Genomic DNA, 26,157 nt, shown 5'->3' on the forward strand with positions numbered 1-26,157 from the left:
TTGATTATGCGTGTCCTTCATTTCTACAAGACCTACCACCCCGATTCCGTGGGCGGGGTCGAACAGGTGATCCGCCAGATGTGCGTGGGCACCGGCCGCCTCGGCGTGAGCAATACGGTGCTGTCGCTGTCGCGACACGACAACCTGGTCCCGTTCGAATTCGAAGGCCATATGGTGCACCGCGTGCCGCTCAATGCCGAGATCGCGTCCAACGCCATCTCGGTGCAGTCGATCGGCGCGCTGGCGCGCCTGGCGAAGCAGGCCGACGTGGTGCACTACCACTTCCCCTGGCCCTTCATGGACCTGGCCCATTTCATGGCCCGGGTCGACAAGCCGACGGTGGTCACCTACCACTCCGACATCGTGCGCCAGCGCCACCTGCTGCGCCTGTACCAGCCGCTCAAGCACCGCTTCCTCAAGAGCGTCGACGCGATCGTCGCCACCTCGCCCAACTATCTCGGTTCGTCGACCGTGCTGGCGCGTTACAAGCAAAAAACCTCGGTCATTCCCTTCGGCCTGGACCGCGGCACCTATCCGCAGCCCGAACCGGCCCGCCTGGCGCACTGGCGCGAGCGCGTGGGCCCCAAGTTTTTCCTGTTCGTGGGCGTGCTGCGCTACTACAAGGGCCTGCACATCCTGCTCGAGGCGGCGCAAGGGCTGGACTATCCGATCGTGATCGTCGGCGCCGGGCCGATCGAGCAGGAGCTCAAGGAACAGGCCGCGCGCCTGGGCCTGTCCAACGTGATGTTCGTCGGCGCGATCGACGAACCGGACAAGGCGGCGCTGCTGACGCTGTGCTATGCGGTGGCGTTCCCCTCGCACCTGCGTTCGGAAGCCTTCGGCATCTCGCTGCTCGAGGGCGCGATGTACGGCAAGCCGATGATCTCGAGCGAGATCGGCACCGGCACCACCTATATCAACGTCGATGGCGACACCGGCCTGGTGGTGCCCCCGTCCGACGCTCCGGCGCTGCGCGCGGCGATGCGCACCCTGTGGGACAACCCGGACATGGCGCGCGCCATGGGCCGCCGCGCCGAGGCGCGTTTCGAAGAATTGTTTACGTCCGAGAAGATGGCGGCCAACTATACGGCGCTGTACCACGAGCTGGTGGCAAGGCGCGCCCCCAAGGGTGCGCTCGTCGAGCCGGCGGACGGCGCCTTGCACATGAAAGGCGACGCCACAGGGCGTTAGGGCATACCGGCGCGCGCAGCCGGCGTTCAGGCCGTCTCTGCCCAGCGCAGCCTGATTTCGCGGATCGCCGGCATCTGGTCGGCGAACAGATCCACCAGTTGCGGGTCGAAGTGGCGGCCTTTCTGCTCGCGCAAGAAATTCACCGCTTCTTCCTCGGTCCAGGCCTTCTTGTACGGCCGCACCGATGTCAAGGCGTCGAACACGTCGGCGATCGCCACGATCCTGCCCACCAAAGGAATGTCTTCCCCGGTCAGCCGGTTCGGATAGCCGCTGCCATCGTATTTCTCGTGGTGGGTCAGCGCGATCTGGCGCGCCAGCGCCAGCATGCCGCCATCGTGCTCGCCGATGATCTCGGCACCGATCGTCACGTGGCTCTGCATGATCTTCCATTCGTCGGCGTCGAGCGGCCCGGGTTTCTGCAGGATGCGGTCGGGGATGCCGATCTTGCCCACGTCGTGCATCGGCGCCGCGTGCAGCAGGTCGTCGGCCTCGATCTCCGTCATGCCGGCCGCGATGCCGAGGATGCGCGAGAAGTGGCTCATGCGGATCACGTGCAGGCCGGTCTCGTTGTCCTTGTACTCGGCGGCCAGGCCCAGGCGCTGCACGATCTCGAGGCGGCTGGCGCGCAGTTCTTCCATCCGCACCAGCGACAGGTGGGTGCGCACGCGTGCCCGCACCACCGGCGGGCTGACCGGCTTGGTGATGTAGTCGACCGCGCCGGCCTCGAAGCCTTCGACCTCGTCGGCGGTCTCGGTCAGGGCGGTAACAAAAATCACCGGGGTCGAGGCGGTGGCGGGATGCGCCTTGAGGGCGGCGCACACCTCGTAGCCCGACATCCCGGGCATCATCACGTCCAGCAGCACCAGGTCTGGCTGCTCCTGGCGCGCCAGTTCGAGCGCGCGCGCGCCGTCCTTGGCGAACAGCAGGCGGTAGTGGTCCTGCAGGATCTGGCGCAGCAGCTGCAGGTTGCTGGCTTCGTCGTCGACCGCGAGGATCAGCGGGCGGGTATTCGGTTGGCTCATGCTGGGGATTCGTCGAAAACGTCGTCAAATGCCCCATCGCCCAAGACGCCGATGATGGCCTCCAGGTGCCCGAGGGCGAGGTCGAAGTCGAAGTCGGCGATCGCCGACTGGACCTGGGTCACACGGGTGGCGGCCGGATGCGCCGCCAGCGCCGCGGCCAGGCTGGCCATGGCGCCGTCGTTCAGGGCGCCGCGGCGCAGCGCCTCGAGCAGCACGCCGCCGGCGCGCCGCGCGCGCGCCAGGTCGACCGTGCTGCCTTGCGCCACGGGCGCCGGCGCCGTCGCCACGGCGCGCAGCGCCTCGAGCGCGGCGTCCAGCGCATTGTTCGCCACCACCAGCGTGTTGGCCACCTGGCGCGCATCGGTCGGCACCGCATTGGTAGCGTGCTCCAGCGCGGCCAGGGCATCGGCCAGCAGTTCGAGACCGACGTTGGCGGCCGCGCCGCGCACCTTGTGCGCAAGGATGCGCAGCTGCTGGTGCTCGCCGCCGGCCGCGTGCAGGCGCAGCGCCTGGCCCAGGTCGGCGTACTGGCGGGCGAAGTGATCGAGCGCCTCGGCATAGGCGTCCTCGCGGTTGCTCCAGCGATGCAGGCCGGCGCGCCGGTTCAGCACTTCGCGCGGCGCATTGGCCACGCCAAGCGCATCCGGTTCGCTGGCCGACAGGCCGAGCACGCGCGCGATCTCGTGCGACAGCGCGAACCAGTCCACCGGCTTGCTGGCGAAACCGTCCATGCCGGCGTCGATGCTGGCCTGGCGGTGTTCGGCCAGCACGCTGGCGGTCATCGCGATCACCGGCAGGCGCTTGCGCCCTTCACGCGCCTCGTGTTCGCGAATCGCGCGGGTGGCGGCCAGGCCATCCATGGTCGGCATCTGGAAGTCCATCAGCGCCAGGTCGAATTCGCCGCTGGCGCTCAGCGCGACCACGGCGGCGCCATCACGCACCGCGGTCATGGTGTGGCCGCGGCGGGTCATCAGGAGCTGCATCAGTTCCAGGTTCTGCGGCACGTCGTCGGCCACCAGCACGCGCAGCGGCGGCAGCACGGCGGCGCTGCGCACGCGCGGCGCCTGTTGCGCAAAGCGCGCCAGCACCAGCGGCACCCGCACGTGGAAGGTGGTGCCGTGTCCGAGCTCGCTCTCGGCCCAGATCCGGCCGCCCATCAGCTCGACCAGCTGCTTGCTGATCGTGGTGCCCAGGCCGGTGCCGCCGAAGCGGCGCGTCATCGAGGCGTCGGCCTGGGTGAACGGGTCGAAGATGGCGGACAGGCGCTCGGGCGCGATGCCGATGCCGGTGTCGATCACGGCGATGCACAACTGGTCGCCTTCGGCGCCGACCTTGAGCGTCACGCTGCCCTTGGCGGTGAACTTGATCGCGTTGTCCAGCAGATTGGTCAGCACCTGGCGCATGCGCAGCTCGTCGCCGCGCAGGCCCGTCGGCAGCGCCGGATCGTACTGGATGTCCAGGTGCAGGCCCTTGGCGCGCGCGTTCGCGGCCAGGGTCGAGGACAGTTCGTCGATCAGGGACAGCAGGTTGTAGTCGTTCTGCTCCAGCTCCACCGCGCCTTTTTCGAGCTTGGCGGTGTCGAGGATCTCGTTGAGCAGGCGCAGCAGGGCGCGGCCGGCGCTGCGGATGGTGTCCAGGTGGCGCCGCTGCTCGACGTCCAGGTCGCCGTCCAGCAGCACGTCGGTGAAGCCCAGGATCGAATTCATCGGGGTGCGGATCTCGTGGCTCATATTGGCCACGAAGGTCGCTCGCGCGGCGGCCGCCTGCTCGGCGGTTTCCTTGGCGGCGCGCAGCGCTTCTTCCATCTGGCGGCGCTCGGTGATGTCGAGGATGACGCCGTCCAGCCACTGCACGTCGCCGGACTCGTTGCGCACCGCGGTGCCGTTTTCCCACAGCCAGCGCACGCCGCCGTCGGCATGCAGCAGGCGGTATTCCACCAGGTAGGGGCGCTCTTCGCGCAGCGCGGCGCCGGTCGCCTTCGCCACCCGGATGCGGTCTTCGGCATGGATCAGGGCGCCGAACACGCGGCGCGGCGGCTCGCCCAGGAAATCGGCGGCCGGGTAGCCGGTAACGCGCTCCACGGCCTCGCTGACGAACACCATCGGCCAGTCGCCATCGAGCTTGCTGCGGTAGGAGATGCCGGGGATGTTGCCGATCAGGGAACGGAACTGTTGCTCGCTGGCCGTGAGCGCCTGTTCCATCGCGCGTCGCTCGCTGATGTCGGTGACGAAGCAGACGAACAGGTCCTGGTCGCCCAGCCTGGCGTGTCCCATCGCGCCGCGTACCGGCACCAGGCTGCCGTCCTTGCGCAAGCCGAAGGTCTCGGTGCTGGTGTTGACGCCTTCGAGGTTGCCCCGGGACAGCACGTACAGCAGGCCGCGTTCGGACTTGCGGTCTTTTTCGTCCAGCAGCAGGCTGATGTTGCGGCCGACGATCTCGTCGCGCCGCCAGCCGAAGATGCGCTCGGCCGAGGCGTTGAATTCGGTGACGATGCCGTCGCGTCCGACGGTGATCACGCCGTCGACGGTGGTGGTGAGCAGCGCGCGCATCCAGGCTTCGCTGCGCTCCAGGCCGAGGTACATTTCGCGGTAGCGCAGCAGGCCGTTGGCGGCGACCACGCACAGCGACAGCGCCACCGTGATGACCGTGATCGACAGCGCCAGGAAATCGCTGTTCGAACCGTTCAGGCCCAGCGGATCGACCTCGCCGGCGAAGCGCGCGGCCGCCATCCCGGTGTAGTGCATGCCGGCGATGGCGCAGCCCATCACCACCGCCGCGATCAGCAGGCGGCGCGAATCGGTCATCGACTTGTAGCGCGACAGGCCATGGCGCACGCCCAGGGCCAGCGTGGCCAGCACCACGGCGACCACGATCGACAGCGCGAACATGGCCGGATCATAATAAAGGTCGAGACGCATGCGCATGCCGGCCATGCCGGTGTAGTGCATGGCGCCGATGCCCGCCCCGACCAGCACCCCGCCCACCAGCAGATGCGCCAGGCGCAGCTTGGGGCGCGAAATCAGGTTGAGCGCGACCAGGGACGCGCCGATGCTCGGCAGGGCCGACAGCAGCGTGATGCCGTGGTCATAATGGACCGGCGTGCACAGGTTGAAAGCGAGCATGCCGATGAAGTGCATCGACCACACGCCGGCGCCCAGCGCCAGGCTACCGGTGCCGAGCACGATGGCGCGGTGCGCGGGGTTGGCGCTGGCGCGGCCCGTGATTTGCAGGCTCATCCAGGAAGAAAAGATCGCTACCAGCACCGACAGCACGACCAGGCGTGGCTCGTAGACGCCATAGGTCAGCATGGATGGGTCGGCAGGGGCGTTAAATAGTTGCAACATGAATTCGCAGTCAGGACAACGGAGTTTTATCCTTGGGACATGACCGCGAAGTATGACATCTTCCCGTGGGGAAATACAGCGATTACTGGATTTACTGGATTTTTAGCGAACTTATGTAGCTTCCAAGCGACCTTTTTGGTGCGGGCGTGGTTTCGTAACCACGCCCGCTAACATAATCAAGCCGATTGATGTGGTGCGTCGACAGGGGCCGCCGGCAGCGTCCCCTCGAAGCTGGCTGGCGGCAGGCCCTGGCACCAACGGCGCCACATCTGGCGCAGCGCATGGTCGACGCCGTCGGTAATCCGGGTCATGGTGTCGGACGTGGGCAGCGCATAACGTTCGCGCAGCGTGGCGCGCACTGCCGCCAGCGCCGGCAGGTCGCCGCAGATGGCCAGGCCCCTGGCGACGAAATCGTCGACGCTGTGCGCGACGAAATGGTGCAGCCCGCAATGCTCGAGGAAGCAGGCGGTTTGCCGCCCGGTCACGGTACCTGCGTCCAGCGTCAGGGTCGGGACGCCCATCCAGCCGGCATGCATGGTCGTGGTGCCGCCCGGATAGGGGAAGGTGTCGAGGCACAGGTCGACCTGCTGGTGCAGCTTCAGGTAATCGTGCAGTACGATGCGGCCATGGAAGTCGACCCGGTGCGCGGCAATGCCTTCGTGCTCCAGCCAGGCGCGCACTTCCGCATGATCGTGCCGTTCCGGCATGCCGCCCACCAGCAGCCGCGCATCGGGCAACGCGCGCATCAGCAGCCCCCAGGCCCGGATCACTTCGCCGTTGAACTTGCTGAGGCGATTGAAGCTGCCGAACGTGACGTAGCCGTTGGCCAGGGCGGGCAGCGGGCCGACGTCGGGCGCGCTGGTCACCGGCTCGAAGGGGAGCGACAGCGGCAACTGCACCAGTTTCTCCGTGAACAGGTGGTCGTACTGTCCGTGCGGCAGGAATTTGCGGTCGGCCAGGTAGTAATCCATCGCCGCCAGGCCGGTGGTGCCGGGATAGCCGATCCAGGACGCCTGCACCGGCGCCAGCCGGCGCGCGAACGCGGGCAGCCGGTTGAAGGCGGAGTGGCCCGACAGGTCGATCAGGATATCGATGCCGTCGGCGCGCACCAGCCGCTCCAGTTCGTCGTCGTCGAGCGCGGCGACGTCGCGCCAATGGGGCAGGTGGCCACGCAGGCGCTCGGTGACCGCGTCATGCAGGGTATGGTTGTAGTAGGCATGCAGCGCCAGCCCGGGGCGCTGCCCGAGGCGCTCGAAGACCGGTTCGATGAAGGACGCGACCGCGTGGTTGCGCAGGTCGCCCGACACGAAGCCGATGCGCAGGCGCCGCTCCGGCTCCGGCGTGTTGTCCAGGGGAGCGGGGGGCGCGGTCCTCTGTTCGATCAGGCTGCCGTACGCCCGATGCTCGGCGAACAGCGCGCCCGGCGTGAGTCCGGGCATTTCGCTCAGGCAGAACAGCATATTGCTGTGGGCATCGGTGTTTTCCGGGGTCCGCGCCAATAAGTCGCGATAGACGGCCACTGCCTCGGCCGGCCGGCCCCGGTTCTGCAGGATCAGCGCCTGCGTGATGGCTGCATTGTCATGATGCGGGTCGAGCGCCAGCGCCGCGTCGATGCTGGCCTGCGCCTCGGACAGCCGTCCACGCTCTGCCAGGGTCATGGCCAGGTGGTTGTGGGCGTCCGCGTTCTCGTGCCGCAGCGCGAGGGCGCGCCGCAGCACGTTCTCCGATTCTTCCAGCCGGTTGGCGCGCATCAGGAGCATGCCCAGGTTGCTGAGCGTCTCGGCATCGTCGGGGTCGAACCTGGCCGACATCGCCATGGCATTCAGGGCCGCTTGCGCGTCGCCGCGCCGGTGGTAGACGCCACCCAATAATTTCCAGCCGAAAGCGTGTTGGGGGAAGCGCTCGACCAGCGAACGCGCGGCGCTCTCCGCTTCCTCGCTGCGTCCCTGGGCGAACAGGGCGGCGGCGGCGTCGATCTCGGCGCTGTCGGGCGCGCCCGAGCTGGCCAGCTGCCGTTCGATCTCGTCGATCGTCGGGCCTCGCAGGCCGTGGGTCCGGCCGAGCTGGAGCAGATCCGTGGCGGCGGCGAACTGGCGCGTCTCGATCAGGGCGGCGAGATAGGACAGCCAATGGGCTTCCTGGCCGGGGTCGGCTTCCAGGGCGGCGGCGAAATGCGGCATCGCCGTCTCCGCATCCCCGGCGCGGCTGGCCAGCACACCCACGGCATGGTGGGCGCCGGCGTGGCCGGGTTGGAGCTCGAGTACGGCCCCGTACAGGGCGAGCGCCTGCTCGAGGTTGCCCGCCTCGGTTTCGTGGTGTGCGGCCTGCATGGCCTGGTCGACGATCTGGCGGACGTCGTCGCTGGGGGGAGCGTGCTCATGGCGCTACATTAGGGTATGAGGCGGGGGAGGGTCAAGGAGAGGCCATGGGGGCGGCATCCTTTCGACCCGACGCAGACCAGGTTGGACAGGGCATCAGGCCATGGACGGCGGCGCCGGTCGAGAGGGGGCGGCCAGGTCGCTGGGGGACATTCAGGCCAGGCTACCAGCATGGGGTGCCGAACTGGGATACATCCTCACTTTTTCCACTTCGCGCATGCGATTCGGGTAAAGCGTGAGCGATCATGCGATCCAGATACCGTCCGGCCGCAGACTCGCCTATAGTGGATGCTGAACAAAATACACATCGATAACCGCAATGAAAAATCTTCGTGGTTCAAGAGGGCTTGGATTCTTCACACCGATTGTCACCGCCTTCGTTTTCACCCTGCTGTCCGCTTGCGGCAGTTCCAGCGACGCGCCTTCGACGGGAACGCCCCCGGTCAGCGAGCAACCGCCCCCGACAGTGCCGGTCATGCCAAAGCTGACGGTACTCGCAGGAAATACTGGCGGCCCCGGCATCGATGATGGCGCCGCCGATGTTGCCAGGTTCCGCCTCCCGAGCGACGTGGCGATTGCCGGCGACGGCACCTTGTACATCGCCGACAGATACAGCCATACGATCCGCAAGATGTCCGATGGGCAAGTCAGCACGCTAGCCGGTGCGCCTGGCCTGAATGGGCATGCCGATGGCCGGGGAGCTGCGGCGCGCTTCGATTCGCCTGTCGCGCTTGCCGTCGATGCCGCACACAATGTCTACGTTGCCGATTCCGGCAATCACGTCATTCGCAAGATCGATCCTGGTGGGACAGTGACGACACTGGCCGGCGCTGTGCGCGCTTTCGGCAATGCGGATGGGCAAGGAAATGCAGCACGATTCTATCGACCCGTGGGCGTGGCCAGCGACCCCACTGGACACCTGTACGTCGTCGACCAGCAACTGGGCATTGTCGACACATTCAAGACGCTCCGGCGAATCACCCCGGCGGGGACCGTCACGACAATCACGAGCAATGATCCCAGCTTCGTCGTCCAAAGTGATGGTGTCGCCGTGGACGGATCGGGCAACCTGTCCGTGATCGGCGTCGTCGGCAGCGATACCACGGAACTAAATACCGTGCCCGGGGCGCCCGCGTCGGCCATTACCATCCGGACCCCGAAACTCCTGAGGCTGTCGCCTGGCGGGGCGGTGGCGACCCTGGGCGTCGTGCCGCCGGAAGGGAGCTACGCGGGTGTCGCGATCGATCCCTCCGGGAACGTCTATTTTTCGGATCGCGGCTATCACAGGGTCTACGCCTATTCGGCGGCGACGGGCCGGATCGACGTGTTCGCCGGATCGCCTGGACCGATGTTCATCGACACCCATGGCGGACTGATCGTCATGAGTCCGGGCAGCGCCGATGGCGTGGGCGTTGCGGCGCAATTCAATGGGCCGCAGGGGCTGGCTGCCGACGGCAGCGGCAACCTGTATATCGCGGACTATGGCAATTACACGATCAGGAAGGCCTCGCCCCAGGCCCAGGTCACTACCATCGCCGGCGCGGCGCGGCGCCAGGGCGCTACCGACGGGGCAGGGCCGGAGGCGACGCTTGGGGCACTCATGAGCGGTTCCACGACGGATGGCGCGGGCAATGTGTATGTCACCGACAGCTATGGGCATACCGTCCGTAAGATCACGCCTGGCGGGCTGGTCACCACGGTCGCAGGCAAGGCCGGAGAAAGCGGCAGCGCCGATGGCGTTGGCGCAGCCGCGCGGTTTTTCAGTCCTGCAGGCATCGTGGCTGATGCCGCCGGCAATATCTTCCTCACGGATACGTTCAACAAGCTGATCCGCAAGATCGCCATTAACGGCGAGGTGACCACCATCGCCGGCACGGTCGGCACTTTCGATCTGGTCGATGGCGTCGGAAGCAATGCGCACTTCATCAGCCCCACCGGCATCACAAGGGACAGCGCCGGCAACCTGTTCGTGACCGATGGTCCGACTATCCGCAAGATCACGCCGGCCGGCGCCGTATCGACGATCGCCGGCCGGCAGCTGCGTGAAGGGGACGGCTCCGCCGACCTCGATGGCGTCGGCGCGCAAGCGACCTTCAACAACCCGAATGCGATCGCCATCGATGGCGTCGGCAACCTGTACGTGGTCGATATCAGGAGCTATACGGTACGCAGGATCAGTCCGGGAGGCGAAGTGGTGACGATCGCCGGAAAGCAGTCGGAAGGCGGACTGGTCGACGGGCCGGGCCTGGCCGCACGTTTCATCTACCCGAGCGGCATCGCGATCGATGCGAACGGCAACCTTTTTATCAGCGATAGCGGCAACACTGCCATCCGCAAGATCGCCAGGGATGGCGTCGTATCGACCGTGCTTGCCCTGCCCGCGCCGCAAAATGAGTGGTCCCAGGAAAGCCTCCAGAGCATTACCTACCTAGGCGCGAACACCTTCTACCTTACACGTCCTGGGGCTGTGCTCAAGCTTGACCTGGGTACACGCTAGAGGAAGTACTGGCTATCCTGGTGTGCGGCTCTCGGTCACAAGAAATCTATGGTCCCCCTCCTTTTTGCAAGCTGATCTTGTGTGAGGCGAGGAGGGCTTGCATAAATCTATCCGGCGTCTGGTGGAGACAAGCTCCGCGCCACGATGAGAGTCGCGCCTGTCGTCCCTGAAAAGGCGCTCGGCTTGCTATAGCCGATTTTTTTGCCAGGGTATCCGGCAGGCCGGTGTGCCGTTCACGTCATCCAAATTCAGCAGTCGGAAAACCTGGAGGTGGTTGTTAAAGCAAGTCCAGGCTCCTTCATGTAGGCATGAAGGAGCGCTTCGTTTCAAACGTGGTGTGGTGCGCGGCGGTCGTCCAAGCGATCCGTGCCGGCTTATTGGCGAGAGCACAGGCCACTACGTTGGAGTGCCTGCGAGTGAGCATGGCTCGTACCCAGTCAGCTAGTTGTCCCGATTTTCCTTCCACGCGCAGCATGTAGGTTCGTGCGCACTCCACCAGCAAGCGACGCAGATTCTTGTCGCCGCGTTTGCTGATGCCTAACAGGGTGTTCCTGTCGCCCGTGCTGTGCTGGCGTGGCACCAAGCCTACGGAAGCGGCGAAGTCGCGACCGCAGCGGTATTGCTTTCCATCGCCCAATTCGCTTGCGAGGACGCTTGCCGTGATCGGCCCAATGCCGGGTACGGTCAACAATCGCTGTCCAAGGTCATCATCGGCGAGCTGTGCAGATAGATCTTTTTCGATTGCATCCACTTGCTCATCCAGATACTTTAAGTGGGTGTGCAGCCGCTACAGGACAGCCCCCAGGCGGGGCGGCAGTTCGTGATCAACCAAAATGCTCGGCAACCGGCGAATCGCGGCGTGCCCAATCGGCAAGCTTATTCCAAACTCGAGTAAGAACGCGTGAACCTGATTGCATACTTTGGTTCGATCATGTACGAGGGATTCGCGTACGCGGTGCAGCGCTGACAAGGTCTGCTGGGCTTCATTTTTTGGTGTAGCGAACCGCATTGATGCGCGGCTGGCCGCTTCGCAGATTGCTCCGGCGTCAACGTAGTCGTTCTTGTTGCTCTTGACGAAGGGCTTCACGAACTGCGGGGAAATGAGCTTGGCGTCATGGCCGAAGCCGATCAATTGCCGAGCCAAGTAATGGGCGCCAGCACAGGCTTCCATTACAACTGTGCAAGGCTGGAGCTCGGCAAAGAACTCCATTAGCTGCTTAAGGCTGAATTTCTTGCGTAGCTGTTCCTTGCCATGCTCATCTTGGCCGTGAACGTGAAAAGTGGTTTTACCCAGATCGATGCCGATAAGCGTAGCGTCTTGCATGATAGCCTCCGTCCCAGAAATGAAGTCCCCAGTCAGCTTGGACCAGGGTGGAGGGGGACCATCTCATTAGGCGCTGTAACTGTTTCGTGTTGAAACTGCCCAATGCCGCTCGCAACAGCGCCTCCGACGAATCGATGCGCCCGCCATCCAGGGCCCAGCGCCAACCCAGATAGTTGAGCAGGTACTGCGATGCCACGCCGTTGAAGCGCGCCAGCCACTGGCGAAAGCGCCGATGGTAGCCATTGACGTTCTGGACATGCACCGCGCCGCGCACCCGCTCTGCCTGGCGCAGATTGACGGCTTCGTGGCTGATGCCGGCTTCGCGTGCGAAAGCCCGATACGCCGCGTGCGCATCGGTGACCAGCAGGATGTCCGCTTCGAGCGCCGGCAATAAATGCTCATGCAGCTGCGACTTGGTGACCGCACCCCGGTCGGGAACGAAGTTGAAGGTGCGGCCGTCGCGGTCACGCGCCACCAGGACGCAGTCGTGTTCTTTCGAGATCCCGCGTTTTGCCGCCACGCCGCCACGCTTGCGGGCAGGACGAGTCAGTTGGCGTGAGCCTTTCTGCGATTCGAGCAGGAACAGCTCGTCCGCTTCTGAGTCCGAAGGGTCACGTCTGACAATCGGACACGGCCTCTACATTAATCCCGGCTATTGGGTAAAAACGGCTGAGCCCGTGTTCGATTGGCAGACGTCATGCTGTGGCTTAGACGTGACCCTATAGCTTTAATTTGCAGCAGCAGACAACGGGGCCTGACTGGGTATGGACCTAGACATTTAGGTGGGATTGTGGAACAGCATGAAACGCTTGCTATCCGCAGTCGGAGAAGGGTGGGCAGGGTGACGGCTGCGATTCGCTTGCCTGCAGCGGAGGATAGTGCGCCGGCGAGCGGTCCGGCCAAAAAAGCAAAAAACCCGCTCTTTCGAAGAAGAGAGCGGGTTTCGCTAATACTGTCTGTTGGTGGTGCCTCCGGCCGGAATCGAACCGGCACGCCTTACGGCGCTTGATTTTGAGTCAAGTGCGTCTACCAATTCCGCCACAGAGGCCCAATAGCAGGCGCGCATCTTAGCACATGGCGCGCGCAACTGACCAGTGTGCGCAAGAAATTGGCGTAAGTCGACATGCGGACACGTTAGCGCACGCCGCCAACCGATGCCCGGCGCGCCCGCTCAGCGCGCAATCCGATGCTGCAACAACCGCAAACTCCCCACCGGCCCGACAATCTCCAGCACGTGCTCGCGCACCGCGACATTGATCGCGCCTTCCTGCCCGCGCAGCCAGGGCCGCGGGCGGAAGTAGCGGATGCTGGTGCTGTCTGCCGCGGTGCGCCGGTAGCCCAGCGTGCCAAGCGCTTCGTCGAGCGTGTTGATCATGTAGTGGGCATCGAAGCGGGTGCGCATCTCGAAGCGGCCGGGCCCGAGCATATAGATCGGCAGCAGGCCGCCCACGATGGCCGGCAGCACCAGGTAGGGCAGCGGGGTGCCGGGATCGATCAGGTGCAGCGTTAGCACCAGCAGCGGCAGGCCGCCCAGCAGCGTCAGCGCCCAGGGCAGGGACTGGCGCCAGGTGTCGATGCGCCGCAGGAACCCGGGCCGCTCCCGGACGCGCACGATCTCTGACAACGTCACACTCTTCATGGTGATCTCTCCCTCACAGCATCTCGTGCAACGGTCCATGTTGGCCTGTAATTAAACTGACGCAACACCCCATTCAGCCTGGTAGTTGATCTGCATTGACTCGCCCATTGTGACGAGCGGCACCAGGCCGGTGCTTGACTCCACGCAAACACGCATTCTTTGCGATTAGGTTCTCATATTGGCAACACTTGCCGCGCACAGGTGAATATCGTTGCTCACAAGCCTCATAAAGAAACAAGCCGCATGGTATGCGGCTTGTCGAGGTGCATCTTATTGAGTACGGCGGAACAGCCTGAAGCGCTCGTCGCGGTCGGAGGCGCGCCGGCCTTCCCACAGCGGGATCGTGTTGCGCACGCCCCATTTGCGCAGCAGCGCGCGGTCGTTGCGGTTGCGCAGGCTGTCCTGCAGCAGCACGTAGTCGCACTTGCCGCCGGCCAGGGTGACGAAGGGCAGGCGTCCGTAATAGGCCAGCGAGGCGCGCTGGGCCGGGCCGACATTGGTCTCGATGCAGTCGGTGTCGGCCGGCAGGCGCGCCGCGATCTGCTGGGCCACGCCGGCGTAGCTCTTGCCGTAGTTCAGGTCCGGCAGGAACAGGGTCATCAGGAGCACCCACAGCAGGATCAGGCCGCCGGACGACAGCACCACCGCGCGCCACAGCACCGATGGCTGGCGCGACAGGCGCCAGTGCACCAGCACGACCCAGCCCACGCTGGCTGCGGCCGCCACGGTGAAGGTGACGATGCCGATTTCAGGCGTGAAACCGGGCACCAGCTTGAGCGCGTTCTTGGCCAGCTGGGCCGGCCAGCCGGTCAGCTTGGCGATCCAGAACAGCCAGATGGCGGCGCCCAGCATGGTCAGCACCATCACCGAGAACCAGTCGATGGCGTTGATCGCGCCGCGCTTCATGGTCGGCAGGCCGAAGGCGGCCATCAGGGCCAGCGGCGGCAGCATCTTGAGGAAGTCGCTGTTCTCGGGCACCGGGTCGCACAGCAGTTGCAGCACCAGGGCCAGGAAGAAGAACACCGGCAGCACGATGTGCAGCATCTGCTGCTGGCGGCGCCAGGCCCAGACCGCCCAGATCGCGAATGGCCAGGCCGGCCAGAAGAACCAGACGCCGGTGCGGAGGAAAGTCTTGACCGCAACCCAGCCGGGCACACCGAACTGCTGCGCGTTCCAGGCCAGCCAGTCGGCCACCGGCGGCAGGCCGAACGGCTGCACGACGACGGCGGGCAGGATCCACACCAGGGTCAGGCCGAGGCCGACGCCGGCCGCCACGAGCAGGTGGCGCAGCGCCTGGCCCGCGGGCATGTCGAGATAGCGGGTGCAGGCGAACAGGGCCACGATCAGCACCAGCGGCGGCAGGAAGCCCTGGGTCAGGGTCAGGGCGCCCAGGGCGAGGCCGACCAGCACCGCGTTGCGGGTGCTGGTGTGCTCGACGTAGCGCACGGCGCGGTACAGGAAATAGGCGAGCAGCGCGCCCTGCAGGGTGGCGGCCAGGGTCAGGTGGCTTTGCAGCAGCAGGCCCAGGCTGCCGAGGTAGATCAGGACCGCGGTGTCACCCAGCGTGCGGCCGTAGTCGTCGGGTTCGGGCTGGCCGCCGAAGGCCAGGCGCAGCGGCTGCGCCTCGGCGCGCCGGCCGAGGTGGAAGGCGGTGTACCACAGCGACGTCGTGCCCAGCACGAAGATGCCGATCGTCGACACGCGCGCGGCCAGCACGTCGCCCAGGATCCAGCCGAACAGCTTGATGCAGATGGCGCCCAGCCAGAAGGCCAGCGGGCCCTCGTCGACGCTGGCCAGGCCGGCGATGTTCGGGTACAGCCAGTCCTCCAGGCCGCCGTGCGCCATGGTCCACATGATGCCGAAGCTGCCCGCGTCTTCCTTCCACAGATCGCGGCCGATAATGCCGGGCAGGATGTACAGCATGCCCAGCGCGAGCAGGGCCCAGCGGGGCAGCGCCAGGGTGGCGGCGGCGGGAAGACGGACTGGTTTCATCGGCGAATCGGATGGGTAAAATAACTGCGTAGTATAGCTGCGAAAAAAAAAGAAGCCGCTGAGGCGGCTTCTTTCGCGAAGCCCGGAGGCTTCGAAGATTCTACTGCGGCAATTAGCCGTTGGCGACCGAGGTCTTCGAGCCGACCGAACCGAACTTCTGGCGGAATTTCTCGACGCGGCCAGCGGTGTCGACGATCTTGTGCTTGCCGGTGAAGAACGGGTGCGATTCAGCGGACACCTCGATCTTGACCAGTGGGTATTCTTTACCTTCGTGGGTGATCGTTTCGCGGGTGTTGATGGTCGAACGGGTCACGAATTTGAAGTCGCACGACAGGTCGTGGAAGACGACTTCGCGGTAATCTGGATGGGTATCGGTCTTCATGGTTCTGCTTTCTATTGAGTTGGTAGCCAAACAGCACTTCGTCGGTCGAACAGCTTCTTGACCCGATTGCCGATCACTTGCCAGGGGTTGGACTGAACCGAAGATTATAAAACGGTTTCCGGCGCCAGGCAATGCCAAATAAAAAGGCAGCCCGAAGGCTGCCTTTGCACGCGGCGCACCGGGGCGTATCAACCGCCGCGGCGCATCATGTCGAAGAATTCGACATTGTTCTTGGTCGCGCGCATCTTGTCGAGGATGAACTCCATCGCCTCGATCTCGTCCATCGAGTACAGCAGCTTGCGCAGGATCCAGATTTTCTGCAACTGGTCGGGCTTGATCAGCAGTTCTTCGCGACGGGTGCCCGATTTGTTCAGGTTGATCGCCGGGTAGACGCGCTTTTCGGCCAGGCGGCGCTCCAGGTGCACCTCCATATTGCCGGTGCCCTTGAATTCTTCGTAGATCACGTCGTCCATGCGCGAGCCGGTCTCGATCAGCGCGGTCGCGACGATGGTCAGCGAGCCGCCTTCCTCGACGTTACGGGCGGCGCCGAAGAAGCGCTTCGGACGCTGCAGCGCGTTGGCGTCGACACCACCGGTCAGCACCTTGCCCGAGGCCGGAATCACGGTGTTGTAGGCGCGCGCCAGGCGGGTGATCGAGTCCAGCAGGATGACCACGTCCTTCTTCATTTCGACCAGGCGCTTGGCTTTTTCCAGCACCATCTCGGCGACCTGCACGTGGCGGGTGGCCGGTTCGTCGAAGGTCGAGGCGACGACTTCGCCGCGCACCGAACGCTGCATCTCGGTCACTTCTTCCGGACGTTCGTCGATCAGCAGGACGATCAGGGTCACGTCGGGGTGGTTCGCGGTGATCGCATGCGCGATGTGCTGCAGCATGACCGATTTGCCGGACTTCGGCGACGCCACCAGCAGGCCGCGCTGGCCCTTGCCGATCGGCGAGATCAGGTCGACGATGCGGCCGGTGATGTTCTCGGCGCCGTTCATGTCGCGCTCCAGGCGCAGCGGTTCCTGCGGGTGCAGCGGGGTCAGGTTCTCGAACAGGATGCGGTGCTTCGAGGCTTCCGGCGATTCGCCATTGACCTTGTCGACCTTGACCAGGGCGAAATAACGCTCGCCGTCCTTCGGCGTACGCACTTCACCTTCGATCGAGTCACCCGTATGCAAGTTGAAACGACGGATCTGCGACGGCGAGATATAGATGTCGTCGGTCGAAGCCATATAGCTCGCGTCCGGCGAGCGCAGGAAACCGAAACCGTCCGGCAGGACCTCGAGAGCGCCGTCGCCGAAGATTTGCTCGCCCTGCTTGGCGCGCTTCTTCAGGATCGCGAACATCAGTTCCTGTTTGCGCAGGCGGGCTGCGTTGTCGATGTCGAGGCCGATTGCCATTTCCAGCAGCGCGGAAACGTGCATCGCCTTCAGTTCAGATAAATGCATGTGTGTGGGTGACCCGTGACGGGTGAATGTGGTAGGGGAGGGGACTGCGTGGGTTAATCGAGGCGGGAGGGTGACTCCCGGCCAATATTGTGACTGCGTGGCGACTGCGCGGGCGCGCCGTCGCCGCTATATTACTTGGATCAGATGTTGCTGTCGATGAAAGCGGTCAGCGGACCCTTGGCGACGGCGCCAACCTTCTGGGCTGCGACCTGGCCGTTCTTGAACAGGATCAGGGTCGGGATGCCACGGATGCCGAACTGGGCCGGCACGGCCTGGTTCGCGTCGACGTCCATCTTGGCGATCGTGATCTTGCCTGCGTATTCCTTGGCTACTTCTTCCAGGATCGGGGCAATCATCTTGCAAGGACCGCACCACTCGGCCCAGAAATCGACCAGCACCGGCTGCTCGGACTTGAGCACGTCGGCTTCGAAGGATGCATCGCTGATGTGTTTGATGTTTTCGCTCATGGTTTCCTCAATGTGAGGTAAGAATCGTTATTAACGCCTTGAGACAAGTCATGCGGAACGTCTCGACCGGCTACCGTGGGTACTGCCTTGCCAAATATTGCTGCTACACAATGGTGGAGGCACTGTGTGCGAATTTCAATATTGGAAGAACGGCTAGAGGGTGTCAGGCGGGGAATGAGGCGAATAATACCCCATTTTTTTAAAAAGTGTTCGAGGCTTTGTACAAAATCTCAACATCCCAGCGCATGGCGCAATTGCTCCGGGGTGAGCGGCTTGCGGAAGGAGCCTACCACTTGCAGGCCGAGGGCGCGCGCGAGGTCGGCGGCGGCCTCGCGCACCTCGTCCTCGAGCGCCGACAGCAGGATCACCTTGCCGGCATAGCCAAGGCTGGCCGCGGCCTGCAGGAACTCGATGCCGTCCATTTCGGGCAGCACCAGGTCGCAGATCAGGACGTCGGGCATGGCTTCATCGAGCCGGGCCAGGGCCTGGGGTGCATCGACTTCGAGGACGATCTCGCACGGCCCGCAGGCTGCCAGCATCTCGCGCATGACCTCCAGCAGCAGATGGTCGTCGTCGAGCACCAGCACGCGCAGTTGCGCGAGAGGCGAATCGGCGGCGTCGGGAGGCATGTGCGTCATGTATCTGAAATGGGTAGATCGACGGCCATTATCGCGAAAAACCGGCAAGACGGGTTGTCCGAATCGGTATTTTTTATCAAACGCTGCCGGTGAAGCGCGCCAGGTGCCCCGGATGCCACATGGTGGCCACCGAGGCCACCCGTCCGGCCGAGGTGGTGCGCCGGTGCAGCACCAGGCAGGGGGCGCCGGCCTCGACCGCCAGCAGGCGCGCCTCGGCCGTAGGCGCCGGCTGGGCCTCGATCGCATAGGTGGCCCCCTGCAGCGGCGCGCTCGCCATCAGGTGCTCGTTGGGGGTGATGCGCGAAAAATCCTGCTCCAGGTAGGCCGGGGCGCAGGCCGGGTTGACCCAGCGGTCCTCGAGCTGGACCGGCGCCTCGTTCTCGAAGTGGACGATCAGCGAATGGAACAGGGTGGCGCCCGGCTCCAGGTCGAACTCGGCGGCCAGCGTGTCGTCGGCGCTTTTTTCTTCCAGCGCCAGCACGCGGCTGGCGTGCAGCTTGCCGCGCGCGCGGATCTCGTCGGCGATGTTGCGGATCTCGACCAGGGTGCCCTGGTATTTCTGGGGGGCGACGTAGGTACCCGAGCCCTGGCGTCGCACCAGCACCTGCTCGGCGGTGAGCTCGCGCACGGCGCGGTTGACGGTCATGCGCGAGACGCCGAACTGGCGCACCAGCGCCTGCTCCGATGGCACCAGCTCGCCCTCTTTCCAGCGGCCGGAAGCGATTTCGGCAACCAGGTAATCCTTGATCTGCTGGAAAATGGGCGACTTTTCCTGCATGCTCTCTTGCGCGGTCTGTGCTTCCAAACTCAATCTCCGAATGCCTGGCCTTTGCGGCCACGCCCGATTCTAGCACCGGGATTCGAAAGCAAGACCCGGAGTGCGGCCTGGCGGCGGGAGCTTCAGGATGTCGCTATTGCTGAAGGAGGAGGCCATCATGACGGTGACAGATACAGTGACGGAAGCAGCGACAGAAGCAGCGACAGATAGCGACCGGATCGACGCCATGCGCTGGGACGCGGTACAGCGGCGCGATGCCGGCGCCGACGGCAGTTTTTATTATTCGGTGCGCACCACCGGCGTCTACTGCCGGCCCTCGTGCCCGTCGCGCGGCGCGAAGCGCGCCAACGTCGCCTTTCATGCCAGCAGCCAGGCGGCCGAGGCGGCGGGCTTCCGGCCCTGCCTGCGCTGCGCGCCGCACCTGCCGCCGCTGGCCGAGCGCCAGGCCGAGGCGGTGGCGCGCGCCTGCCGCCTGATCGAGGAATCGGAGGATGAACCTGACCTGGATACCCTGGCCCAGGCCGCCGGCATGAGCCGCTTCCACTTCCACCGCGTGTTCAAGGCCCGGACCGGGATCACGCCCAAGGCCTACGCGGCGGCCAGGCGCGGCGCCCGGGTGCGCCAGGAACTGGAGGGAGGCGCATCGGTCACCGACGCCCTGTACGGCGCCGGCTATGGCTCCAGCGGGCGCTTCTATGCGGCGTCGAACGAGGTGCTGGGCATGCAGCCGTCGAACTACCGCGCCGGCGGGCGGGGCGAGACGATCCGCTTCGCCGTGGCCGAATGCTCGCTGGGCGCCATCCTGGTCGCCGCCACCGGGCGCGGCATCTGCGCGATCCTGATCGGCGACCAACCGGAACCGCTGGTGGAAGACCTGCAGGCGCGCTTTCCCAAGGCCGAGCTGCGCGGCGCCGAAGAAGGCTTCGAGCGCACCGTGGCGCTGGTGATCGGCCTGGTCGAGGAGCCGCGCATCGGCCTCGACTTGCCGCTCGACGTGCGCGGCACCGCCTTCCAGCAGCGCGTGTGGCAAGCCCTGCGCGCGATTCCCTCGGGCCAGACCGTGACCTATGCCGAACTGGCCGAACGGGTCGGCCTGCCCGGTGGCGCGCGCGCCGTGGCCGGCGCCTGCGCCGCCAATCCGGCGGCGGTGGCGATTCCCTGCCACCGCGTGGTGCGTACCGGCGGCGCGCTGTCCGGCTATCGCTGGGGGATCGAGCGCAAGCGCGCGCTGCTCGAGCGCGAGACACAGCAGTGACCGTCATCGATTGGGATGACGTCGGCATCCAGCTCGACGACGCCGGCTGCGCCGTGATTCCGGGGCTGCTCGACGCGCGTCACTGCGCACGCTTCATTGCCGCCTACGACGAGCCGCAGCGCTTTCGTAGCCGGGTGGTGATGGAGCGCCACGGCTTCGGCCGCGGCGAGTACCAGTATTTCGGGTATCCGCTGCCGGAGCCGCTGGCCGCGCTGCGCGCCAGCCTGTATCCGCCGCTGGCGGGCATCGCCAACCGCTGGCAGGCTGCGCTCGGGCTGGAACCGCGCTTCCCGCCCGCTCACGCCGACTTCCTCGCGCAGTGTCATGCGACCGGCCAGCTGCGTCCGACGCCACTACTGCTGCGCTACCGCGCCGGCGACTACAACTGCCTGCACCAGGACCTGTATGGCGAACAGGTGTTTCCGCTGCAGGTGGCGGTGTTGCTGTCGCGGTCCGGCGAGGAGTTCGATGGCGGCGAGTTCGTACTCACCGAGCAGCGGCCGCGCATGCAGTCGCGCGCCGAAGTCGTGAGCCTCCAGCAGGGCGACGCCGTCGTGTTCGCCGTCAACCAGCGGCCGGTGCAGGGCACGCGCGGCGTCTACCGGGTGGCGATGCGGCATGGCGTCAGCCGGGTGCGGCGCGGCCTGCGCCATACCCTGGGGATCATCTTCCACGACGCCACCTGAAGGGCTGCCGCCCTCATGCAGTACACTCTGTCGAACCGTGCCCACGAAGCGCGGAAAACCCATATCGGAGAGAGAAAAAAGCATGCGCGCGCGCCAGTTATCCCTGCAGTGTTCATTATTCGTCCTGGCTGCCCTCGGCAGCCTGTCGGCACATGCCGACACCCTGGTCGACAACGCCAACGGCTATACCCTGAACGGGAAGGGTGAGCTGGTCCAGTTCACGGCCATCGCCTTCGACGACAAGGGCCGCATCATCGCCGTCGGCAGCGGCGCCGACGTCGCCGCGAAAGCGCCGAACGCGAAGCGCGTCGACATGGGCGGGCGCACCCTGCTGCCGGGCCTGATCGACGCCCACGGCCACGTGTTCGGCCTGGGCCAGCAACTGACCCAGCTCGACCTGTTCCACAGCACCTCGCTCGACGGCGCCCTGAAGTCGATCGGCGACTACGCGCGCGCCAATGCGGATCACGCATGGATCCGCGGCCGCGGCTGGAACCAGGAGAACTGGAAGCTGGGCCGCTTCCCGACCGCTGGGGAGCTCGACGGTGTCGTGAGCGATCGTCCGGTATGGCTGGAGCGGGTCGACGGCCACGCCGGCTGGACCAATAGCCGCGGGCTGGCGCTGGCCGGCATCACGAAGTCGACGCCGGACCCGGTCGGCGGCAAGATCGTGCGCGACGCCAATGGCGAGGCGACCGGCGTGCTGGTCGACACCGCGCAGGAACTCCTGACCCGCGTGCTGCCGCAGCAGACCGAGGCCGAAGGACGCCTGATGCTCGACCGCGCGCTGGCCGAGCTGGCGCGCGTCGGCCTGACCAGCGTGCACGACGCCGGCGTCGACGTGGGCCAGGACCGCCTGTACCGCGCCTATGCGGATCAAGGCAAGCTGACCACCCGCGTGTACGGCATGATCGCCGGCACCGACAAGGATTTCGACCAGCTGGCCGCCAAGGGGCCGCTGAAGGACTACGGCAATGGCATGTATGCGCTGCGCTCCGTGAAACTGTATTCGGACGGGGCGCTGGGCAGCCGCGGCGCCGCCCTGATCAAGCCCTACAGCGACGAGTCGCACTCGCACGGCCTGCTGTTCTACAAGACCGCGCAGATGGACGCCATGATGGCCAAGGCCATGCGCAAGGGCTACCAGGTCAACGTTCACGCGATCGGCGACGCGGGCAACAAGCAGATCCTCGACATCTACCAGAAGGAGCTGAAGGCGACTGGCAGCGCTGCGCAACGCCACCGTATCGAGCACGCCCAGGTCGTGACCCCGGCCGACATCCCGCGCTTCAGGACGCTGGACATCATTCCGTCGATGCAGCCGACCCACGCGACGTCGGACAAGAACATGGCCGAGACCCGCATCGGACCGGAGCGCATCAAGGGCGCCTACGCCTGGCGCACCTTCCTGCACCAGGGCTCGCGCATCGCCTGCGGTTCGGATTTTCCGGTCGAATCGCCGAACCCGTTCTTCGGCATCCATGCCGCCGTCACGCGCCAGGATGCGCAGGGGCAGCCGGTGGCCGGCTGGTATCCGAACCAGGCGATGTCGCTCAAGGAAGCCTTCCGCTGCTTCACGCTGGATGCCGCTTACGCCGGGCACCAGGAAAAGGAGCTCGGTTCGCTGGAGCCGGGCAAGCAGGCCGACTTCATCGTGATCGACCAGGACCTGTTCCGCATGCCGACCTACGACATCCACAAGACCGGCGTGCTGGAGACCTGGGTGGCGGGCCGCCAGGTCTTCAAAAAATGATTTGACGAGGTTGTATAGACAACCTAGACTCCAGAGCAGCTTTACGGCGCGCGCCGCTGGCGTGCGCCGTGTCACCGACCGAAGGAGCCGCCATGTCCCAAGATTCCCGCCATCTCGCCGATCCACGTTTCGACCCGACCCGGGTGATCCAGGCCCCGCGCGGCAGCCAGCTCAGCTGCAAGAGCTGGCTGACCGAAGCCGCCTACCGCATGATCCAGAACAACCTCGACGCCGAGGTCGCGGAAAACCCGCAGCATCTGGTGGTCTATGGCGGCATCGGTCGCGCCGCCCGCAACTGGGAGTGCTATGACCAGATCCTGGCCTCGCTGCGCGCGCTCGAGGACGACCAGACCCTCCTAATCCAGTCCGGCAAGCCGGTCGGCGTGTTCCAGACCCACCCGGATGCGCCGCGCGTGTTGCTGGCGAACTCGAACCTGGTGCCGAAATGGGCCGACTGGGAGCACTTCAACGAACTCGATCGCAAGGGCCTGTTCATGTACGGCCAGATGACGGCCGGCAGCTGGATTTATATCGGCACCCAGGGCATCGTGCAGGGCACCTATGAAACCTTCGCCGAGGCCGGCCGCCAGCATTTCGGCGGCGACATGGCCGGCCGCTGGGTGTTGACGGCGGGCCTGGGCGGCATGGGCGGCGCCCAGCCGCTGGCCGCGACCTTCGCCGGCGCCGTCTCGCTGACCGTCGAATGCCAGCAGAGCAGCATCGATTTCCGCCTGCGCACCCGCTACCTGGACAAGCAGGCGCGCGACATCGACGAGGCGCTCAGCATGATCCGCCGGCACAAGGACGCGCGCGAGGCCGTCTCGATCGGCCTGCTCGGCAATGCGGCCGAGGTGCTGCCGGAGCTGGTGCGCCGGGCGAAAGAGGGCGGCCTGGTGCCGGACCTGGTCACCGACCAGACCTCGGCCCATGACCTGATCAACGGCTACCTGCCGATCGGCTGGAGTGTCGAACAATGGAAGGCGGCGCAGCAGGACCCTGCGCAGCATGCGCGCCTCAAGGCGGAAGCGGCGGCATCGTGCGCCATCCACGTGCGCGCCATCCTCGACTTCAAGGCGCTCGGCGCCCATGCCGTCGACTACGGCAACAATATCCGCCAGGTGGCGAAGGACGAGGGCGTGCAGGATGCCTTCGACTTCCCGGGCTTCGTGCCGGCCTATATCCGTCCGCAGTTCTGCGAGGGCCGCGGCCCGTTCCGCTGGGTGGCGCTGTCGGGCGACCCGGAAGACATCTATAAGACCGACGCCAAGATCAAGGAACTGTTCCCGCACGACGCGCGGGTGCATCGCTGGCTCGACATGGCGCGCGAACGGATCGCCTTCCAGGGCCTGCCGGCGCGGATCTGCTGGCTGGGCCTGGGCGAGCGCCACCTGGCCGGCCTGGCCTTCAACGAGATGGTGCGCACGGGCGAGCTGAAGGCGCCGGTGGTGATCGGCCGCGACCACCTCGACACCGGCTCGGTGGCCAGCCCGAATCGCGAGACCGAGGCCATGCGCGACGGCACCGATGCGGTGTCCGACTGGCCGCTGCTGAACGCCTTGCTGAACACGGCCGGCGGCGCCACCTGGGTCTCGCTGCACCATGGCGGCGGCGTGGGCATGGGTTACTCGCAGCATTCCGGCGTGGTGATCGTGGCCGACGGCACCGAGGCCGCGGCCAGGCGCCTGGCGCGGGTGCTGGTGAACGACAGCGCCTCGGGCGTGATGCGGCACGCCGACGCCGGCTATGAGAGCGCCATCGACTGCGCCAAGCGCAATGGCCTGAACCTCCCAATGATCAAGTAAGCAACCGATATGAACGACACGAACCACAGCCTCACCCTGCAACCCGGCGAATTGCGCCTGGCCGACCTGCGCGCCGTCTGGGCCGGCCACCAGCGGCTGGACCTGGCCACCAGGGCCTGGGACGACATCGCGGCCTCCGCCGCCACCGTCGACGCCATCGTCGCCAAGGGCGACCCGGCCTATGGCATCAACACCGGCTTCGGCATCCTGGCCAAGGCCCACATCCCGATCGAGCAGCTGGCCACCCTGCAGCGCAACCTGATCCTGTCGCATGCGGTCGGCACCGGTGAGCTTCTCCCGGACAGCATCGTGCGCCTGATCCTGCTGACCAAGATCGGCAGCCTGGCGCGCGGCTATTCGGGCGTGCGTCCGGTGATCGTCGAGACCCTGGTCGCCCTGTACAACGCCAACATCATGCCGGCCATTCCCTGCCAGGGTTCGGTGGGCGCCTCGGGCGACCTGGCGCCGTTGGCCCATATGACGCTGGCGATGCTGGGCGTGGGCCAGGTGCGCCACAATGGCGTGCTGGTGGAGGCGGGCGATGCGCTGCGCGCGGCCGGCATCGAACCGGTGACGCTGGCGGCGAAAGAAGGCCTGGCCCTGATCAACGGCACCCAGGTCTCCACCGCGCTGGCGCTGCACGGCCTGTTCATGGCCGAACGCCTGCTCGAGGCCGCGATGGTCACCGGCTCGCTGTCGGTCGATGCGGCGCGCGGCAGCGATGCGCCGTTCGATCCGCGCATCCACGCGGTGCGCGGCCAGCCGGGCCAGATCGCGGCGGCGAAGATCTACCGCGAGCTGGTGGCCGGCAGCGCGATCCGCGCCTCGCACCTGGTGGGCGACGAGCGGGTGCAGGACCCGTACAGCCTGCGCTGCCAGCCGCAGGTGATGGGCGCCGTGATGGACCTGATCGCCAATGCCGGCCGCACCCTGCTGATCGAGGCGAATGCGGTGACCGACAATCCGCTGCTCTTCGACGGAGGAGAGATCATTTCTGGCGGCAACTTCCACGCCGAGCCGGTGGCGTTTGCCGCCGACACGCTGGCGCTGGCGATCGCCGAGATCGGCGCGTTGGCCGAGCGCCGCATCGCGCTGCTGATCGACGCCAACCTGTCCGGCCTGCCGGCCTTCCTGGTGCGCGAGCCGGGGCTGAATTCCGGCTTCATGATCGCCCACGTGACCGCCGCCGCGCTGGCTTCCGAAAACAAGTCGCTGGCCCATCCGGCCAGCGTGGACAGCCTGCCGACGTCGGCCAACCAGGAAGACCACGTCAGCATGGCGACCTTCGCTGCGCGCCGTCTCGACCATATGGCGCACAATACGGCGGTCATCGTCGGGATCGAGCTGCTGGCGGCCGGCCAGGGAATCGAATTCCACCGCCCGTTGAAGAGCTCCGAGACGCTGGAGTCGGTGCATGCCCAGCTGCGCCAGCAGGTCGCCCCCTACGATGCCGACCGCTTCTTTGCGCCCGACATCGAGGCCGCGCGCAAGCTGGTGGTCGACGGCGCGCTGTCGGCGTCGTGCAAGGCGTTGTTCACCGTGCTGCACCCGTAAACCT

The 26,157-nt window shown here is 65.9% G+C and carries 17 protein-coding genes, 1 tRNA gene and 2 pseudogenes; 7 read left to right on the forward strand and 13 right to left on the reverse strand.

Annotated elements, in window-relative coordinates; translation table 11 throughout:
* Positions 1–6 precede the first annotated feature (6 nt).
* Positions 7–1,191: a glycosyltransferase family 4 protein gene (locus DIR46_RS16375; RefSeq protein ID WP_109346176.1), complete on the forward strand. Its 1,185-nt coding sequence runs from the start codon at positions 7–9 to the stop codon at positions 1,189–1,191.
* Between the two features lie 26 nt (positions 1,192–1,217).
* Here DIR46_RS16375 and DIR46_RS16380 read toward each other — a convergent pair whose 3' ends face one another.
* The 3 genes from DIR46_RS16380 to DIR46_RS16390 all read right to left on the reverse strand — a co-directional run bounded on the left by DIR46_RS16380 (position 1,218) and on the right by DIR46_RS16390 (position 7,887).
* Positions 1,218–2,213 carry a response regulator gene (locus tag DIR46_RS16380; protein ID WP_109346177.1) on the reverse strand — a complete coding sequence of 332 codons (996 nt, stop codon included), beginning with the start codon at positions 2,211–2,213 and terminating at the stop codon, positions 1,218–1,220.
* Positions 2,210–5,557 (reverse strand): MHYT domain-containing protein, encoded by a 3,348-nt coding sequence (locus DIR46_RS16385; protein ID WP_205288987.1) that lies wholly within the window; start codon positions 5,555–5,557, stop codon positions 2,210–2,212. The genes DIR46_RS16380 and DIR46_RS16385 overlap by 4 nt, the downstream gene beginning before the upstream one ends.
* Before the next feature lie 176 nt (positions 5,558–5,733).
* Entirely contained in the window at positions 5,734–7,887 is a 2,154-nt protein-coding gene (locus DIR46_RS16390) for an O-linked N-acetylglucosamine transferase, SPINDLY family protein (protein WP_109346178.1), read from the reverse strand.
* Between the two features lie 367 nt (positions 7,888–8,254).
* Here DIR46_RS16390 and DIR46_RS16395 point away from each other — a divergent pair, with 367 nt between their 5' ends.
* Entirely contained in the window at positions 8,255–10,432 is a 2,178-nt protein-coding gene (locus tag DIR46_RS16395; RefSeq protein ID WP_109346179.1) for a hypothetical protein, read from the forward strand.
* 298 nt (positions 10,433–10,730) lie between these two features.
* Here DIR46_RS16395 and DIR46_RS16400 read toward each other — a convergent pair.
* The 10 genes and pseudogenes from DIR46_RS16400 to hutC all read right to left on the reverse strand — a co-directional run bounded on the left by DIR46_RS16400 (position 10,731) and on the right by hutC (position 19,103).
* Positions 10,731–11,756 (reverse strand): annotated as a pseudogene (locus tag DIR46_RS16400) (IS110 family RNA-guided transposase).
* Between the two features lie 91 nt (positions 11,757–11,847).
* Positions 11,848–12,357: pseudogene (locus DIR46_RS16405) on the reverse strand (IS1595 family transposase); the annotation flags it as partial.
* Positions 12,358–12,719: 362 nt separating this feature from the next.
* Positions 12,720–12,804, reverse strand: a tRNA-Leu gene (locus DIR46_RS16410).
* A gap of 123 nt (positions 12,805–12,927) precedes the next feature.
* On the reverse strand, positions 12,928–13,395 hold the full coding sequence (locus DIR46_RS16415; RefSeq protein ID WP_109346180.1) for a hypothetical protein: 468 nt from the start codon (positions 13,393–13,395) through the stop codon (positions 12,928–12,930).
* A 270-nt stretch (positions 13,396–13,665) separates the two neighbouring features.
* The gene (locus DIR46_RS16420) at positions 13,666–15,387 is read right to left on the reverse strand and encodes an ArnT family glycosyltransferase (RefSeq protein ID WP_109346181.1); all 1,722 of its coding nucleotides are present in this window, start codon (positions 15,385–15,387) and stop codon (positions 13,666–13,668) included.
* Between the two features lie 112 nt (positions 15,388–15,499).
* On the reverse strand, positions 15,500–15,769 hold the full coding sequence (locus DIR46_RS16425; RefSeq protein WP_005665079.1) for a type B 50S ribosomal protein L31: 270 nt from the start codon (positions 15,767–15,769) through the stop codon (positions 15,500–15,502).
* Positions 15,770–15,957: 188 nt separating this feature from the next.
* The gene (gene rho, locus DIR46_RS16430) at positions 15,958–17,220 is read right to left on the reverse strand and encodes a transcription termination factor Rho (protein ID WP_109346182.1); all 1,263 of its coding nucleotides are present in this window, start codon (positions 17,218–17,220) and stop codon (positions 15,958–15,960) included.
* 140 nt (positions 17,221–17,360) lie between these two features.
* On the reverse strand, positions 17,361–17,687 hold the full coding sequence (gene trxA / locus DIR46_RS16435; protein ID WP_005665082.1) for a thioredoxin TrxA: 327 nt from the start codon (positions 17,685–17,687) through the stop codon (positions 17,361–17,363).
* Positions 17,688–17,917: 230 nt separating this feature from the next.
* The gene (locus tag DIR46_RS16440) at positions 17,918–18,325 is read right to left on the reverse strand and encodes a response regulator (protein WP_229446281.1); all 408 of its coding nucleotides are present in this window, start codon (positions 18,323–18,325) and stop codon (positions 17,918–17,920) included.
* A 76-nt stretch (positions 18,326–18,401) separates the two neighbouring features.
* Positions 18,402–19,103 carry a histidine utilization transcriptional repressor HutC gene (hutC, locus tag DIR46_RS16445; RefSeq protein ID WP_109346184.1) on the reverse strand — a complete coding sequence of 234 codons (702 nt, stop codon included), beginning with the start codon at positions 19,101–19,103 and terminating at the stop codon, positions 18,402–18,404.
* Positions 19,104–19,260: 157 nt separating this feature from the next.
* Here hutC and ada point away from each other — a divergent pair, with 157 nt between their 5' ends.
* From ada to hutH, 5 genes are all read left to right on the forward strand, one after another.
* Positions 19,261–20,358 (forward strand): bifunctional DNA-binding transcriptional regulator/O6-methylguanine-DNA methyltransferase Ada, encoded by a 1,098-nt coding sequence (gene ada / locus DIR46_RS16450; RefSeq protein ID WP_229446282.1) that lies wholly within the window; start codon positions 19,261–19,263, stop codon positions 20,356–20,358.
* Complete coding sequence (locus tag DIR46_RS16455) at positions 20,307–21,044, forward strand: 2OG-Fe(II) oxygenase (protein WP_370659978.1); 738 nt, start codon at positions 20,307–20,309, stop codon at positions 21,042–21,044. The genes ada and DIR46_RS16455 overlap by 52 nt, the downstream gene beginning before the upstream one ends.
* 82 nt (positions 21,045–21,126) lie before the next feature.
* Positions 21,127–22,797, forward strand: a complete 1,671-nt coding sequence (locus DIR46_RS16460; RefSeq protein WP_109346187.1) for an amidohydrolase — start codon at positions 21,127–21,129, stop codon at positions 22,795–22,797.
* A 92-nt stretch (positions 22,798–22,889) separates the two neighbouring features.
* A complete protein-coding gene (gene hutU, locus DIR46_RS16465) occupies positions 22,890–24,599 on the forward strand; it encodes a urocanate hydratase (RefSeq protein ID WP_109346188.1) in 1,710 nt (569 codons plus the stop codon).
* A gap of 9 nt (positions 24,600–24,608) precedes the next feature.
* Positions 24,609–26,153, forward strand: coding sequence for a histidine ammonia-lyase (gene hutH, locus DIR46_RS16470; protein WP_109346189.1), 1,545 nt, complete (start codon positions 24,609–24,611; stop codon positions 26,151–26,153).
* The last annotated feature ends 4 nt before the right edge of the window (positions 26,154–26,157 follow it).

This window comes from Massilia oculi, from assembly GCF_003143515.1.
In the GTDB taxonomy this organism is placed as follows: domain Bacteria; phylum Pseudomonadota; class Gammaproteobacteria; order Burkholderiales; family Burkholderiaceae_D; genus Telluria; species Telluria oculi.